The organism is Marinomonas dokdonensis (assembly GCF_052747885.1).
This window is the reverse complement of the sequence record NZ_JBRAND010000001.1, coordinates 609,109-623,299: the sequence shown is the minus strand read 5'-3', so window position 1 is coordinate 623,299 and position 14,191 is coordinate 609,109. Positions and strand designations below refer to the sequence as shown.

General features: G+C 44.3%; 17 protein-coding genes and 1 tRNA gene. 14 read left to right on the top strand and 4 right to left on the bottom strand.

Features of this window, described 5'->3' with window-relative positions:
• Positions 1-195: 195 nt before the first annotated feature.
• The 4 genes from ACUM5Y_RS02960 to ACUM5Y_RS02945 are packed head-to-tail and all read left to right on the top strand — an operon-like array spanning position 196 to position 3,088.
• Positions 196-774, top strand: coding sequence for an anthranilate synthase component II (locus ACUM5Y_RS02960; RefSeq protein WP_445975358.1), 579 nt, complete (start codon positions 196-198; stop codon positions 772-774).
• A 9-nt stretch (positions 775-783) separates the two neighbouring features.
• Complete coding sequence (trpD, locus tag ACUM5Y_RS02955) at positions 784-1,824, top strand: anthranilate phosphoribosyltransferase (RefSeq protein ID WP_445975357.1); 1,041 nt, start codon at positions 784-786, stop codon at positions 1,822-1,824.
• Positions 1,825-1,844: 20 nt separating this feature from the next.
• Complete coding sequence (gene trpC, locus ACUM5Y_RS02950; RefSeq protein WP_445975356.1) at positions 1,845-2,657, top strand: indole-3-glycerol phosphate synthase TrpC; 813 nt, start codon at positions 1,845-1,847, stop codon at positions 2,655-2,657.
• Between the two features lie 23 nt (positions 2,658-2,680).
• Positions 2,681-3,088 carry an OsmC family protein gene (locus ACUM5Y_RS02945; RefSeq protein ID WP_445975355.1) on the top strand — a complete coding sequence of 136 codons (408 nt, stop codon included), beginning with the start codon at positions 2,681-2,683 and terminating at the stop codon, positions 3,086-3,088.
• 89 nt (positions 3,089-3,177) lie between these two features.
• Here ACUM5Y_RS02945 and ACUM5Y_RS02940 read toward each other — a convergent pair.
• The 4 genes from ACUM5Y_RS02940 to flgA all read right to left on the bottom strand — a co-directional run bounded on the left by ACUM5Y_RS02940 (position 3,178) and on the right by flgA (position 5,007).
• Positions 3,178-3,252 (bottom strand) — tRNA-Arg (locus ACUM5Y_RS02940).
• A gap of 121 nt (positions 3,253-3,373) precedes the next feature.
• Positions 3,374-3,853: a flagellar protein FlgN gene (locus ACUM5Y_RS02935; RefSeq protein WP_445975354.1), complete on the bottom strand. Its 480-nt coding sequence runs from the start codon at positions 3,851-3,853 to the stop codon at positions 3,374-3,376.
• Between the two features lie 40 nt (positions 3,854-3,893).
• Positions 3,894-4,202 carry a flagellar biosynthesis anti-sigma factor FlgM gene (gene flgM / locus ACUM5Y_RS02930; RefSeq protein WP_445975353.1) on the bottom strand — a complete coding sequence of 103 codons (309 nt, stop codon included), beginning with the start codon at positions 4,200-4,202 and terminating at the stop codon, positions 3,894-3,896.
• Between the two features lie 112 nt (positions 4,203-4,314).
• Entirely contained in the window at positions 4,315-5,007 is a 693-nt protein-coding gene (flgA, locus tag ACUM5Y_RS02925; protein ID WP_445975352.1) for a flagellar basal body P-ring formation chaperone FlgA, read from the bottom strand.
• Between the two features lie 154 nt (positions 5,008-5,161).
• On the opposite strand from flgA, the gene ACUM5Y_RS02920 reads away from it, so the two are divergent.
• The 10 genes from ACUM5Y_RS02920 to ACUM5Y_RS02875 all read left to right on the top strand — a co-directional run bounded on the left by ACUM5Y_RS02920 (position 5,162) and on the right by ACUM5Y_RS02875 (position 14,191).
• Positions 5,162-6,091, top strand: coding sequence for a chemotaxis protein CheV (locus tag ACUM5Y_RS02920; RefSeq protein WP_445975351.1), 930 nt, complete (start codon positions 5,162-5,164; stop codon positions 6,089-6,091).
• 69 nt (positions 6,092-6,160) lie between these two features.
• Entirely contained in the window at positions 6,161-6,982 is an 822-nt protein-coding gene (locus tag ACUM5Y_RS02915) for a CheR family methyltransferase (RefSeq protein WP_445975350.1), read from the top strand.
• A 201-nt stretch (positions 6,983-7,183) separates the two neighbouring features.
• Complete coding sequence (flgB, locus tag ACUM5Y_RS02910) at positions 7,184-7,573, top strand: flagellar basal body rod protein FlgB (protein ID WP_445975349.1); 390 nt, start codon at positions 7,184-7,186, stop codon at positions 7,571-7,573.
• Positions 7,574-7,578: 5 nt separating this feature from the next.
• Entirely contained in the window at positions 7,579-8,028 is a 450-nt protein-coding gene (flgC, locus tag ACUM5Y_RS02905) for a flagellar basal body rod protein FlgC (protein ID WP_445975348.1), read from the top strand.
• Between the two features lie 7 nt (positions 8,029-8,035).
• A complete protein-coding gene (locus tag ACUM5Y_RS02900) occupies positions 8,036-8,740 on the top strand; it encodes a flagellar hook assembly protein FlgD (RefSeq protein WP_445975347.1) in 705 nt (234 codons plus the stop codon).
• Positions 8,741-8,752: 12 nt separating this feature from the next.
• The gene (locus tag ACUM5Y_RS02895; RefSeq protein WP_445975346.1) at positions 8,753-10,450 is read left to right on the top strand and encodes a flagellar hook-basal body complex protein; all 1,698 of its coding nucleotides are present in this window, start codon (positions 8,753-8,755) and stop codon (positions 10,448-10,450) included.
• 131 nt (positions 10,451-10,581) lie between these two features.
• On the top strand, positions 10,582-11,322 hold the full coding sequence (flgF, locus tag ACUM5Y_RS02890) for a flagellar basal-body rod protein FlgF (RefSeq protein WP_445975345.1): 741 nt from the start codon (positions 10,582-10,584) through the stop codon (positions 11,320-11,322).
• A gap of 46 nt (positions 11,323-11,368) precedes the next feature.
• Entirely contained in the window at positions 11,369-12,154 is a 786-nt protein-coding gene (flgG, locus tag ACUM5Y_RS02885; protein WP_445975344.1) for a flagellar basal-body rod protein FlgG, read from the top strand.
• Positions 12,155-12,196: 42 nt separating this feature from the next.
• Positions 12,197-13,066 (top strand): flagellar basal body L-ring protein FlgH, encoded by an 870-nt coding sequence (locus ACUM5Y_RS02880; protein WP_445975343.1) that lies wholly within the window; start codon positions 12,197-12,199, stop codon positions 13,064-13,066.
• Positions 13,067-13,102: 36 nt separating this feature from the next.
• Complete coding sequence (locus ACUM5Y_RS02875; RefSeq protein WP_445975342.1) at positions 13,103-14,191, top strand: flagellar basal body P-ring protein FlgI; 1,089 nt, start codon at positions 13,103-13,105, stop codon at positions 14,189-14,191.

The window sequence follows — 14,191 nt, the reverse complement described above, 5'->3', positions numbered from 1 at the left end:
AAGGTCTTGTTTTGTCAGTAAATGTAGGAAGATAATGAAAACCCTAGTGGGTGCTCTTGAATTATTCTAATCCAGCCAAGTAGAAGACAGTCGCAGCGCTAAAGTGTAGAATCTCTGGTCATTAAAAAGGTTGTTTGATGGGTGAGTTTAATGCCTTAACAGCCAGCTTCAAACAGTTTAGGTCTAGCGTTTAACATGTTGTTACTGATCGATAATTATGACTCTTTTACTTATAACCTAGTGCAGTATTTTCGTGAACTAGGTGCCGAAGTAGAAGTGTACCGCAACGACGAGATTAGTCTTGCGGATATAGAGCATCTTGCACCCAGTCATTTAGTGATCTCCCCCGGGCCTTGTACTCCTAATGAAGCGGGCATCTCTATGGCGGCGATCAAGGCTTTTGCAGGACGTATTCCTATTTTAGGTATTTGCTTAGGTCATCAAAGTCTTGCTCAAGTCTTTGGTGGCGAGGTGATTCGTGCTAAAAATGTCATGCATGGGAAAACCTCTTTGATCCATCATAAAGAAACAGGGGTTTTTACGGGGATTGTTAACCCGCAAACCGCGACGCGTTATCATTCGTTAGTGGTTTCCCAAGAAAATTTACCCGATTGCTTAGAAGTCACAGCATGGACTTACAATGAAGCTGGGGAAAAGGATGAAATTATGGGGTTGCGACACAAAACCTTGTCTGTTGAAGGTGTGCAGTTTCATCCAGAATCGATTTTAACTGAGGCAGGCCATGCCTTATTAGCGAATTTTTTGACACGGTAGGAGATGTGGGTGGATATCCAAAAAGCAATTGCCAGCGTTGTAGAGGGCAAGGATTTAAGCAGCGCTGAAATGCGTGTCGTGATGAACGATATAATGACAGGAAAGACCACGCCCGCTCAGATTGGTGGTTTTTTGATTGGCCTTAGAATGAAAGGCGAAAGTGTCGATGAAATTATTGCCGCAGCTCAGGTAATGCGAGAACTTTCTAGTAAAGTTGAGGTGCCTTTTGAGCATGTTGTCGACACCTGTGGTACCGGTGGTGATGGCGGCAACCTATTTAATGTTTCAACAGCGTCTGCGTTTGTTGTTGCCGCAGCGGGCGGTAAGGTTGCCAAGCACGGTGGTCGCTCTGTCTCTTCTAAATCGGGTAGTGCGGATGTGCTTGAGCAAGCTGGTATCTATCTTGGTCTAGAGGCTGAACAAGTAAGCCGTTGTGTGGATGAAATTGGTTTGGGCTTTATGTTTGCACCAAATCATCACTCCGCCATGAAGTACGCGGTAGGCCCAAGAAAAGAGATGGCTACGCGAACCCTATTCAATTTGTTAGGGCCGCTAACAAATCCTGCTAATGCCAAAAGTCAGGTTATGGGAGTATTCGATAAAAAATGGTTACGCCCAATTGCTGAAGTATTAAAAGCTTTAGGCAGTGAGCATGTGATGGTGGTTCATTCTCAAGACGGTTTAGACGAGATCAGTCTGGCCGCTGCTACGGATGTGGCCGAGTTAAAAAATGGCGAGATTCGTGAATATCAAATATCTCCTGAAGACTTTGGTATACCAACTCAAAGTGTAGCGCCACTTCAAGCCCAAGATGCTGAGCAGAGTTTAGCCTTGATCAAGAGTGCCTTAGAAGGCAAAGGGGAAGTTAACCCTGCTCGCGATATTGTTGCTCTTAATGCAGGGGCTGCGATTTATGTGTGTGGTGTCGCGGATAGTTTGGCGGAAGGTGTGACCATTGCTGAAGATGTGATCGGTAGTGGCATGGCAAAAATTAAGATGTCCGAATTGGCGAGTTTTACTCGTTGTTTTATGGATAACGAATCCTTGTAGCGGATAGGAGCAATAGCTTAATGCAAGTTGAAACACCTACAATTTTAAAGAAAATTGTTGCTCGAAAATACGAAGAAATTGCTGAGCGCAAAGGGCATTCCCCTAATGAAAGCCTTGAGTTGGCAGCTTCTGTGGCGAATGTACATAATGCGCCTCGTGGTTTTGCTAAAGCCTTAAGAGCTAAGATCGCTCAGCAAGAAGCGGCTGTGATTGCAGAAATAAAAAAAGCTTCTCCTAGTAAAGGAGTGCTACGCGACGCTTTCTTTCCGGCGGATATTGCTAAATCTTATGAGGCGGCTGGGGCGGCGTGTTTGTCTGTTTTGACCGATCGTGACTTTTTCCAAGGTCATGAAGATTATCTCGTGGAAGCTCGCGCGGCATGTCAGTTACCCGTGATACGTAAAGACTTTATTGTCGATGAATATCAGGTGTTAGAAGCCCGCTCTATCGGTGCGGACTGCATTTTGCTGATTGCTGCGTGTCTAAGCGGTGAAAAGCTTCAAGCATTAGATATCATGGCGAGAGATTTGGGGATGGATGTGCTGGTGGAAGTGCATAACCGCCCAGAGCTAGAGTTGGCCTTAGAATATACCCAAACTGAGTTGTTAGGTATTAACAACCGAGATTTGCATAGCTTTGAACTGAGCCTAAATCACACTTTTGAGTTGTTGGACAGTATCCCAGAAGATCGCTTGATTGTTACCGAAAGTGGTATCCATACTCGTGACGATGTGGCGGTTATGAGGGAAAAAGACATCCACACTTTCTTGGTGGGTGAGGCATTTATGCGTGCGGATAACCCGGGCCAAAAATTGGCTGAGTTATTTAAGTAAACAGATTAGGTGAAATAAAATTGATGGAAACAAAAGTAAGTTGGCAAGAAGACGTTCATTTTACGGCTGAAACTGGCTCTGGCTTTAAAGTAGAGATTGATGGTCAGCAACTTGCAGGACCTCGCCCTATGGAGTTGATTCTAGCGGGTCTAGGTGGTTGTACTTCTTATGATGTTGTGGGAATTTTAAAAAAATCTCGCCAAGATGTAGTGTCCTGTGTGGCTGAAATTCAAGCTGACCGTGCGGATGCCGTCCCTGCGGTTTTCACTGAAATTCGTGTGAAATTTGTCGTAACTGGCCGCAAGCTGAAAGAGAGTGTCGTCGCCCGAGCGGTTAAGCTTTCTGCGGAAGAGTATTGCTCTGCTTCTTTGATGCTAGAAAAGGGTGGCGTTAAAATTATTCACAGTTATGAGATTGTTGAAGTGGAATAACCTACACCAGTTTCTGAAGAAGGCTTTCTAAGGTACTTAGGAGGCCTTTTTTTATGTTGGTAGGAATAGACTAAAGAAGCATTTTGAAATGGCGTCCCCGGCAGGAATCGAACCTGCAACCTAGCCTTAGGAGGGCCATGTTATATCCATTTAACTACGGGGACGCGAAGAGGCAATAGTATATAACGATTTGAGTGTTTTGTTGAAGTCTTGCAGCGCTATTTGCTGTCCATCTATATGAAAAAAAAGACTTTTTTGAATTTTGGTGTGTGAGTGCAGGGGGAATTAAGCTCTGCCTAAGGTGTGCTTGCTGCTGACAGGATGAGTAGCGCCTCTGGCGGTATAGACCTTGTTTTTGTTGTTATGACCTTGCAGTAACTCAAATAGACTCTTGTTGCGTTTTTGCAGAGTGTTAAGAATGCGGGCATTGCTATGGTTTTTGGTTTTGCATTCCTGCAGTGCGCTTTCACATTCTTGCATAAGCTGTCGAATGTCATCCAGTGAGTTGTCTTGCTTGGCAAGCCAGGATTTAAATTCTTGTTCAGTAGGGTTTTTGCGATCAACAATATCAAACTTGATCAGCACCTTGATGCGTTTTTCGTTTAACGCATTCATTTCTTCAAGTAGGAGCTTTTTTTGTTCGGCTAGGGATAAGATGATGTCACTGTTTAAGCCACCGAAAGCAACCCTTTCTTCATCAAGAAGATTAGATAGCTCTAGTAGTATCTCTTTACTTCTGATGAAAATAGGGGCAAGTGGCAGCATAAGATTAGGTGCTTAAAGGTCGTGTTGTGAGTACATCGACCTAAAACAAAGAATCCATTGAGGCCATGTTGTTGGCTAATTTTTGCGAATCTATACGATATTCACCTGCCGCGATAGCACGCTTAATTTGCTCAACTTTTTCCATATCAACATCTGGAAGGCTACTGATCTTTGCTTCTTGGCTTTGTAGTGTTTGCGCAGCACCGCTTAGGCGTACTGTATCTTCCGCCATTTTCTCATTGCTGCGGACATTACTTTCTACAGACGTGCCTGACGCACCTTCTTTCGAAGTGCGCTCATTCTTGCCGACACTATTTTGGGTAGATAACCCTGTTAAGTGTATTGCCATTATGTTTCCGCCTTAATTTGTTTTATCTAACAACACTATCGGCTAAGTTAATTAAAACTTTAGAAATATTTAGCTAAAAATAATTTTGCCAATCTAGATGATGTAAAGCTGCTTAATAGTTTACAAGAACCTCGCCACTAGATACAACTTTACCGTAAATAATTCGCCCTGAACTGGCATTTTTGACACGGATTTGTTGTTCTACGACGCCACTTTCTAACGCTATACCATTCATTTTGACTTGAATGCTGCCGCTTCTTGCGACGATTAACACTTGATCGCCTTTTTTGATCAATAAGGGTTGTTTCGTATTGGTGCTCGTAATAAAAGTGTTCGTTCGTATGTTTCGAGACGCAACTAAACCATAAGGTGGGCGCTCAGCGGTAAAGTATTGTCCACGAAGGTCAACCAGATCCACTTCGCCAATACTGGTGTTGGACTGGTTGATGGTGTCCCCTCGCTTAATTGGTGCACTGGTTCTTATTGCGGACACTAGGATTGATTGGGTGGCAGGAACATAGGACTTCCAAACTGGGTTTGAACAACTTATGACATAGTTAGTACGTTTCGCTGCACCTTCTCTTTGGTTGCTGATGCTCACTGTTTCATCTTGACAGGTTGGAAGGTAGTTAAGGGAAGCTAAATTGTTGAGCGCAATTTTGATGCTGGCATTGGGGTAAATTTCGGCCAAGCGTGGAATTTCGACTTCATTAATGAAGCGGTTTAACTGTTCTTCAATTGAAGCGGCAAAAAGTCCACCGATTTGTAAACAAATGAAGGCTATTGTTAGCCTTGCTACTCCCATAATGAATACTCTTTATCTCTAGTTGTGTATTTAATATCAGATAGGGGATAAGATATTAGTAAATTTATAAAAATCACTCTATCATTGGGCATTATCTTTTAACACTGGGTAGTTCCCCTTTTTGCTGTTTACTTAAGATTTGTTGGAGGCATGTATGGCTGGCGTTTTAGATAGTGTAAATCAACGCACTCAGCTGGTTGGAGAAAATCGCCTGGAATTGTTGCTGTTTCGTTTAAACGGTAAGCAAATCTACGGCATTAACGTTTTTAAAGTGAAAGAAGTTCTCCAATGTCCTAAATTGACCACCATGCCTCACAGTAGCCCTGTCGTTCGAGGGGTTGCTCATATCCGTGGTGGTACGATTCCGATTCTTGATCTTGGTCTTGCTACGGGTGCTAGCCCAATTGAAAATATTAGCCAATGCTTCGTTATTATTACTGAGTATAACCGTCGTATACAGGGTTTCTTAGTACGCGGAGTTGAGCGTATTGTAAACATGAACTGGAGTGATATTCAGCCACCGCCAAAAGGCTTGTCCAATGACAACTACTTAACAGCGGTTTGTCAGGTTGACAAAGAAATGGTCGAAATTATCGATGTGGAGCAGATTCTTTCCGAAGTGGCTCCGACTCGTCAGGCTATTTCAGATGGTATTGTCACCGATGATGTGCAGGAAAATGCCAAGCAACATCATATCCTAATCGTAGATGACTCTTCCGTGGCGCGGAAACAGATTAAACGCTGTATGGAGCAAGTTGGCTTTGCTACGACAGTGCTGTGTGACGGTCGAGAGGCTCTTGAGTTCCTGCAAGGTATGGTTGCTGATGGCGCAGATGTTACTAAAGAGTTTTCTATGGTCATTTCTGATATCGAAATGCCAGAAATGGATGGTTATACACTAACCACAGCGATTCGTAATGATAGTCGCTTACAAGATCTATTTATCTTGTTGCATACCTCTCTAAGTGGTGTCTTCAATGAAGCGATGGTTAAAAAGGTAGGAGCGGATGGTTTCCTTGCTAAGTTTCAGCCAGATGAACTGGCAAGACTGGCGATCGAAACTGTTCAAGTGCAAAGTGAGTAATTGATTCGACTTTGTTGAATAACTGTTAGAGCTCAATGCTGAAAATTGAGCCTGAAATATGGAGTGTTAATGCTCAGTAGTGCCAATGCTATTACACCTAATGGTTATGTTAAATTTCGAGATTACTTGCAAAAAGTATGTGGCATTTCGCTAAGTGATAACAAACAATACTTAGTGGCAAGCCGACTAGGCCGCATTTTAGAGCGAGAGAAGTTTGATAAAATTGAGCGCTTAGTTGAAGTGCTTGAAGCGGGCCGTAACCCTAAGCTCAAAGAAGAAGTCATAAACGCCATGACGACTAACGAAACTTTGTGGTTTAGGGACTCCCACCCTTTTGAAATACTCAAAAATAAGTTGCTGCCTGAGCACGCTAACGTCCCTTTAAGAATCTGGTCGGCTGCTTCTTCGACGGGTCAAGAACCATACTCCATTAGTATGGTGGTCGAGGAGTCCAAAACTCATAGCAGTCGCTGTGAAATTGTTGCAACGGATATATGCACCAATATCTTAGCTCACGCTAAGCAAGGGGAATACGATAGTTTAGCCATTGCTCGGGGGTTGGGGTTAGATCTTCAAAATAAATACTTCGATAAAATTGATGATAAAACTTGGAAAATTCGCCCTCAGATCAGTAAGCGTGTGAGCTTTAAACACTTAAACTTAATCGACTCTTTTAGTGCCTTGGGTAAATTTGATATTATCTTTTGTCGTAATGTGCTGATCTATTTCTCAGCTGATTTGAAAATGGATATTATTAAACGCATGCACGCTTGCTTAAAGCCCGGAGGATATTTGTTTCTTGGTGGCGCGGAGGCTTTGAGTGGTCTGTCAGTTTACTTTGAAATTGTCCAGTGTCACCCTGGAATTGTTTATAAAGCGAAAGCTTTGTAATTAGAACTCTTGTTTGTAGGCCCGCTTATGCAAATAAGCGGGCTTTTTTTGTCTAAAAAATCCCCACTTTAAGCTATTCGCTATTGCCGCTTTTTGCCGATCAGGAAAAAGTGAAACATTAAGGTGTTGATTTCGTTGTGTTTTTTATTTGGCATCATTATTGCTTTATGTATGTGAAGTGAATTAATACATGAGGTTAGGATGGCAATTTCGTTCGATAAGGCATTTGCAGGACACGATAAAATGTTGGGTTTTAGAAGTGCTCGTGCTGCCATACTTGCAAATAATATCGCCAATGCCGATACGCCTAATTACAAGGCAAGAGATATCTCTTTTGACGGCATGTTGGCGAATGAGCAAGCGAAATTGAAGTTGTCGGCAACCAGTCAGAACCATTTGTCTGGCGGCTCTAGCGCAACAGAAAGCGGGCTTTTTTATCGTAATCCTAATCAGCCATCTTTGGATGGTAACACTGTGGATATGCAGCGCGAACAAGCTGAATTTGCAGAAAACTCGTTACAGTTTGATACCAGCTTTATGTTTCTCGATCGCAAAATTAGCGGCATGAAAAAAGCGCTGACAGGGAATTAATTTTTATGTCTTTAAGTAATATTTTTGCTATTTCAGGCTCAGCTATGAGCGCCCAGACAGTCCGACTGAATACTGTGGCGAGTAATATGGCAAACGTGGACAGCGTGGCAAGCTCTGCAGATCAAACCTATCGAGCACGTAAGCCTGTGTTTTCACAGATGATGAATGACAATATGAAAAATTATGGTTGGTCGAATGCCACCATAGACGAGAGTGGTGCTGGGGTTGGGGTGAAAGTGGATGCCATTGTGGAGTCCGATGCGCCGTTACAACCTAGATATGAACCAGATCACCCTATGGCAAACGAAGAAGGTTATGTGTTTTACCCAAATGTAAACCCAATGGAAGAGATGGCTGACATGATGTCTGCTTCAAGATCCTTCCAAACTAACGTGGAAATTATGAACTCGGCCAAAAGCATGATGCAAAAAATGTTAACGCTTGGTCAGGTATAGGTGATGTATGGCAAATATATCCGATAGTAATCCTTTAAATGGCTTAATCGCTCAGTACGGCACAGAAGGTGCTAAGGCTAAGGCTGGTATCGAAAAACCAGCGGAAGCGGTCACTGAAGCAGGCCTTGCTGATCAGAATGTGTTCCTAAAGCTCTATATTGAACAGCTTAAAGGGCAGGATCCGACTGCGCCTCAAGACACCAATGATATGGTGGCGCAAATGTCTCAGTTTAGCTCATTAGAGAAACTCACCAGCATTTCTGATCAGTTAGAAAATATGGCCTCGGCACTCACCTCTAATCAAGCGTTAAGCGCTTCAACATTAGTAGGTAAGTCAGTCATGATGGATGGCAGCAAGACTGCTGTGACTGATGCTCAGGATGAGGTGTTATTAAAAACCGTTATTCCTGAAGGCTCACGGTCCGCGACATTGAAGATTTATGATGCTGACAATCAGTTGGTAAGAACCGCCGAACTCACTGGGGCGGAGTATAAATGGAACAGACAAGATGATGAGGGAAATATTTTGCCGTCTGGTGAATACCGTTTTGCCGCTTCATCAATGAATGAGAAAGGTGAAGTGTCGGCAATGACGACGCAGCTACCTACTCGCATTCAAGGCGTCACCATTAATGGTGAAAATGGCACGGTTTTAAACGTGGAAAATCACGGCAAGATCAATCTTACAAATGAATTGGAAATTTTAGGGTAATCGGAGGGTATTATGGGTTTCAATACAGCGCTTTCAGGCATTAAGGCCTCAGCAGACTATTTAAGTGTGACAGGTAATAACATTGCCAACGCCGATACTACAGGTTTCAAAAAGTCACGTATCGAATTTGACGATCTCTACAATACCAGTGTTCTTGGTGCCGGCAGTAACAACAGTATTGGTTCTGGTGTTAGTGTGAGTAAGGTGGCGCAAGAATTTTCTTCCGGTAACCTATCTTATACCGATAACAACTTAGACTTAGCCGTTGATGGTAGTGGTTTCTTTGTATTGGGTGGTAATGTTGCTCAATCTTATACCCGAGCTGGTAACTTCAAGTTGGATGCTGATGGTAACTTGGTGACAAACAATGGCCTTAATGTACAAGGTTATAATGCAGTTGACGGTTTAGTGGGAGGTAATCTTGAAAATCTGGTAGTGCCTACGGATCGAATTTTACCTGAAGCAACATCGCAAATTGATTTGAAAGTGAACCTTGACTCCCAAGGGGATGACGTACCGCCTTACATTAAAGATGATTTTGACCCGACTGACCCGGATACGTTTAATTATACTCAAACGGAAAGTGTGGCCGATGCCAATGGTCAGAACCACATCATCACTTACTATTACGCGAAAAGTGAGTTGCCAAATACCTACCGAGTCTATGCTGCTGTGGATGGCAACATGACAGACGATACGGGTGTGCCTTTCATGCCAGAAATGTACGCAACCTATAATAATGCAGAAGGTGGCACAGACTATAACAATGACGGTGTGACTGAAGCGCCATTCGAACTTTTATATCTGGGTGCTGCTGAACCGACTATTGATGATATTGCAGCGGCCACGAAAACGCCTTTGGCGGTAACGGGTACCCTTAATGGGGTTGCCATTACGAGTGCTTTAGATCCAACTGCGGTTCGTGATTCTAGTACGGTTGCTCGTGAAGCCTTTGACCCATTAGATCCAGCCACCTACAACTACGGCAATACTAAGACCATTTATGACTCCTTGGGTGAATCCCATACCGTTGGTTACTACTTCATTAAGCAGGGTGAGAATAATACTTACGAGCTTCGTGTAACCATGGATGGAGAAGAAACTTATTTGAATCCCTTAGATGGTCAAGAAACGCCATTCTTGGCGGCAGGTACTAATATTGCGTTTGATGCCGCAGGTAATTTTACGGGTGCGTATCGTGGGATCCCTCCTTTTGGTATTGCGGAGCCGGTTACCATCGAACTAACGGGTTTAGACCCGAGTAACCGTTCAGCGATTGCTCCGCTGGACTTTACTGGCTCAACTCAGTTTGCTTTAGACAATACGGACCATTTTGAACAGGATGGTTTTGCTGCTGGTGAACTGCAAGGTGTGTCTTTTGATGAAGATGGTTTCTTGGTTGCCACTTATACTAACCAGCAAACGGCAACACTTGGCCAGTTGGCGCTAGCAACCTTTGATAGTAACGACGGTTTGATGCCGACAGGGCATACCTCTTGGTTAGCTGGCAAGAACTCTGGACCTGCCAATATCGGCCGACCTAATAGTGGTACTCTTGGTAAGATTCAAGGTGGTGCTTTAGAAGAAGCGAACGTTGATTTGACCACGGAATTGGTGGCTTTGATTGAGGCGCAACGTAACTACCAAGCCAACAGTAAGGCTCTTGAGACCGAGAATACAGTGACGCAAACTATTATTAATCTCCGTTAATAAATTTTAATTAACGTCTTTTTAGAGGCCGAAGCAGCTTGTCTGCTTCGGCCTTTTTTCGTGTTTTTTTAAGTTGGTACGATTCTTGATAGATAGTCTGTAATTAGACGATTTATGTGAAGGGGTTTGCCATGGATAAAGCGCTGTATTTGGCCATGAGTGGTGGGGTGCAAACGATGAATGCACAAACTATTCATGCCAATAATTTAGCAAATGTCAGTACTACAGGTTTTAGAGCGGACTTTGAACAAGCCCGCTCCATGCAGGTGTACGGTGAGTCTATGCCAAGCCGCGTCTACGCTATGACGGAAAACCCTGCTACCCGCTATACCACTGGGGACATGATACAGACCGATAGAAATCTCGATATTGCGGTCGCTGGTGAAGGCTTTATTACCGTCTATGATGAACTTGGACAAGAAGCCTATACCCGAGCGGGCGATTTGCAAATCAATGCCGCTGGGCAGTTGGTGACAGGAACAGGTTTGCCAGTAGCAGGGGTTGAAGGGCCTATTTTCTTGCCGCCTGTGGATCGAATTACCATCACCCCTGATGGCTCTATTTCAATCGTACCGCAAGGCGGAGCCGCCAATGAGGTGGCAGTATTAAATCAAATAAAACTGGTTAACCCAGACCCTCAAGACATTCGTAAAAAAGAAGATGGTTTAATCCATGCTAAAGACGGCCAGCCTTTTGAAGCGGATTTAAATGTAAAAGTGGCTTCAGGGTTTCTAGAAGGCAGTAATGTGAATGCAGTAGAAGAAATGACGCACATTATGAACCTTGCTAGACGGTTTGAAATGAACGTGAAAATGATGGATAGCATTCGAGAAAATGCTAATTCATCGGCAAGAATTTTACAGCGTAGTTAAGTGAACGCATCGTAACAACGAATAAAAATGGCTTTAAGAGGCGAATATGAATTCAGCATTATGGGTAAGTAAAACTGGCTTAAGTGCCATGGACAAGCAGCTTAACGTGGTGGCCAACAACTTGGCGAATGTATCGACCAATGGCTTTAAAAAAGACCGAGCGGTTTTTGAGGATCTCATGTACAAAACCGTTCGTGCGCCAGGTGGTTTGAGTGCTCAAAATGCGGAGCTACCTTCTGGTTTGCAATTAGGCACAGGTGTGCGCGTTGGCGCGACCCAAAAAGATTTTTCAGAAGGTGATTACAATGTCACCGACCGCCAGCTGGACATTTCGATTCAAGGCAAGGGCTTCTTTCAGGTTGTGCAAGCGGATGGCTCAATGGCGTATACCCGAGATGGCAGCTTTCAGCTGAATAGCCAAGGCCAACTTGTGACCGCTAATGGATTATTGGTTCAGCCCGGTATTACGATTGATAATGACTCTGTCGAAATATTTGTATCGGAAGATGGTGTGGTTTCCGTGGCAAAAAGCGGTCAAGCGGAGCAGCAAGAAGTAGGGGTGATTAACATCGCAGGTTTTATCAACCCAACTGGATTAGATTCATTAGGGCAGAATGTGTTCGCCGAAACCAATGCGAGTGGTCCGCCAATTGTCGGTGCACCTGGCACTGACTCCCTTGGCACCCTAGGCCAAGGAATGCTTGAGGCATCCAATGTGAATTCTATTGAGGAATTGGTCAATATGATTACTACCCAGCGAGCTTATGAAATGAATTCTAAAGTGATTGCCTCCGCGGATGGTATGATGAGTTTTGCGATACAGCAGCTTTAACGTAAATTGAAATTTTTTGGTTTAAGTGAAACGTGGAAAATAATGAAAATTAAATTGGTTCTACTGGCCTTAATGAGCGTTTGTTTGTCCGGTTGTTTATCATGGGATGTGAACGAACAAGCGTTAGCAAGCGCTGCCGCCGCAGGGGCAGGTGCCGCTGTAGCGGATGCTGTGGTTGATGCGGTCACAGAAGATGGTGATGCTGATGGTGTCGAAGAGGTCGAAGACGCAGCAGAAGATGAAGAGGAAGAACCTCGAGAAGGTTATGTGCCGGACCCGAATGATCCATTGAACGGACCACAAATTCAGCAGGCAATTCGTTCTGATGATCCATATTATGCGCCAGTGTACCCAAATGGCCTAGAGCCATTCCAAGCCCCCACGGGGGGGATTTATCGCGCGGATATGGGGGATGTGTTTTTTGGGGATCAAAAAGCCAGTCGAGTAGGGGATATACTCACCATAAATTTGAATGAAACCACCACGTCAACAAAAGCTAATGCGGCCACTGTTTCTAAGTCGTCTTCTGCGACCTTAGAGAACCCGACAGTATTAGGGGAGACGCTTCGTTTGGATACGGAATTGCCTCAGCAAGGAACGGACTTTTCGGGTAATGCGTCGGCCAACCAAAACAATAGTTTGAACGGTACTATTTCCGTCACAGTATTTAAGGTCTATCCAAATGGCTTACTCGCTGTACGTGGCGAGAAATGGTTGCGCTTAAATCAGGGCGATGAGTACATACGATTTTCTGGGGTAGTTCGAAAACAAGATATTTCCCCTAATAATACCGTAGAATCTGAACGGGTAGCGGATGCACGAATTACTTATTCAGGTACGGGTGATGTGGCGGCTGGTAGTGAACAAGGCTGGGTAAGCCGTCTTTTAAACTCCAGTGATATGCCCTATTAATGACAAGCAGGGCTTAGCCCGAGCAAAGGTGAACAAATGAAACATATAGTCGCGTTTTTTTTCGTCCTTCTTTCTTTATCCGTTCAAGCGGAACGCTTGAAAGATATTGCGAGTGTACAAGGGGTGCGTGACAACCAATTATTTGGCTACGGCTTGGTCATTGGCCTAAACGGAACGGGCGATAGTACGGCCTTTACAGATCAGAGCTTTGCCAGCATGCTGTCAAAATTCGGTGTTACTTTACCTGAAGGGGTTAATGCCACCTCAAAAAATGTCGCGGCGGTATCCCTTACTGCCACCTTGCCACCATTTTCAAAGCCCGGTCAAAAGATTGATGTCACCGTTTCTTCAGTAGGTAACTCAAGTGGTCTTCGAGGCGGAACGCTACTGCTTTCAACTTTAAAAGGGGCTGACGGTGCCGTTTATGCTATTGCTCAGGGTAATTTGGTGGTTGGCGGTTTAGGGACCAATGGTGCGGACGGCTCCCGTTCATCGTTGAACATACCAACGGTAGGCCGTATCCCCAATGGTGCGAGTGTTGAGCGTGCGGTACCGAGCAGTTTCAATGCAGGCGATACCCTAACTTTTAACCTCAATCGTCCTGATTTTACAACGGCAAGGCAGGTTTCTGAAAAAATTAACGGTTTACTAGGGCCGGGTGTGGCAAAAACACTTGATGCTACGTCCATTCGAGTGACGGCTCCTCGTGATCCGAGCCAAAGGGTGACCTTCTTATCCATTCTTGAAAACCTGGAAGTTGAGCTCGGTGAAGAGCGCGCTCGCATTGTTATTAATTCAAGAACAGGAACCATCATCATAGGTCAGCATGTGAAGGTTTCCCCTGCAGCGGTGACTCATGGTAGTTTAACGGTAACCATCAATGAAATTCCTCCCGTTGTTGGCCAAGATGGAACGGTAACAGGTGGACAAACCATTCTGGCACCAAGAGCTGGGCTCGAAATTGATGAAACCAGTGGTCATATGTTTGTGTTTGATCCAGGTGCTTCATTGAATGATATTGTTCGAGCGGTCAATCAAGTGGGCGCTGCGCCTGGTGATGTGATGGCCATTCTTGAAGGATTGAAGCAAGCTGGGGCTATTAACGCGGATCTTGTGGTGATATAG